The sequence below is a fragment of the Mesorhizobium sp. M2A.F.Ca.ET.039.01.1.1 genome (assembly GCF_003998035.1).
GTDB lineage: Bacteria > Pseudomonadota > Alphaproteobacteria > Rhizobiales > Rhizobiaceae > Mesorhizobium.
In genome coordinates this window covers 1-1,015 of sequence record NZ_RZRY01001265.1, presented here as the reverse complement: position 1 = coordinate 1,015, position 1,015 = coordinate 1, and the positions used below count along the sequence as shown (strand labels likewise).

Genomic DNA, 1,015 nt, shown 5'->3' with positions numbered 1-1,015 from the left:
GGTGCGGACACTGACGATCGGAAACCGCGCGATCGTATTCTCCGCAGTTAATGCCACGACCAATCCGACCAGTATCAAGGGCTTCCTCGACGCGAGCGAGAGCCAAATCCAGACCAACGCCACGTATCTCAGCCCGGCGCAGATGAACGTCAGCACGTCGGGCATCGGGCTCGGCAACAACAACTTCGATGGCAACGCCAATGCCGGCGTCGACGGCGCGACGACACAGGGAGGTGCCTTCGATGAGAGCTTTGTGATTGACCCGACGGCTTTCCTGGTCAGCAGCATGAAGATCTTCATCGACAATTCGGTCGGCGGCTACGACCCCTCGACCGAGGGCATCTTCTACAGGACCTACACCCGCAACGCCGACAACTCGATCACCGTGGGCGCGATTACCAAGGTGGAGAGCGCGGATCTGCACCAAGAAGCCGGCGGGCAAGTGAGCTTCGTCATCCCCTCCATCGACCAAAAGAACGACTTGGACGCGGTCCAGCTCTTCATGGGTTCGGGCACCGTGAAGGTCCCGGTGATCGAGTTCAATATTTCCAACACGTTCAACCCGGAGGCGCTCGACATGAACTTCACGGCAACCATCGCCGATGGCGATAATGATACCAAGAGCGACCCGTTCGCGATCCACGTCGCGATTGCTTAACGCGCATGAGCAGCGGCCGGGCCGAAAGCCCGGCCGCTTTTTTGGGGTAGGTAAATGGACGTAGTACCCGAAACCTTTGTCGATGCGTTTGGCGAGATTTCGCTCAAGCACGGCATGATCCGCATTGATCTGGTCTCGCTGTCCGGCTCCGAGCCGCGCGTGACGCAGCGGCTGATCACCAGCCTGCAGGCCTTCTCTCAAATGCTGCAGACGCAGAACGGCATGCGCGAACAGCTAGAGAAGGCGGGCGTGCTGCGGTCGCAGCAGCCGTCGTCACCGGGAGCCGAGCCGGGCTCCCAGCCCACTTCTCCCCTGCCGGTCGGGGAGGAAACGGCAGATGCTGGAGCAACGGTGGTG

The 1,015-nt window shown here is 60.8% G+C and carries 2 protein-coding genes; both read left to right on the top strand.

Features of this window, described 5'->3' with window-relative positions; translation table 11 throughout:
- On the top strand, positions 1–658 hold a 658-nt coding region (locus EOA24_RS42215; RefSeq protein WP_210213653.1), incomplete at its 5' end, for a hypothetical protein.
- Between the two features lie 54 nt (positions 659–712).
- On the top strand, positions 713–1,015 hold a 303-nt coding region (locus EOA24_RS39160), incomplete at its 3' end, for a hypothetical protein (protein WP_127410891.1).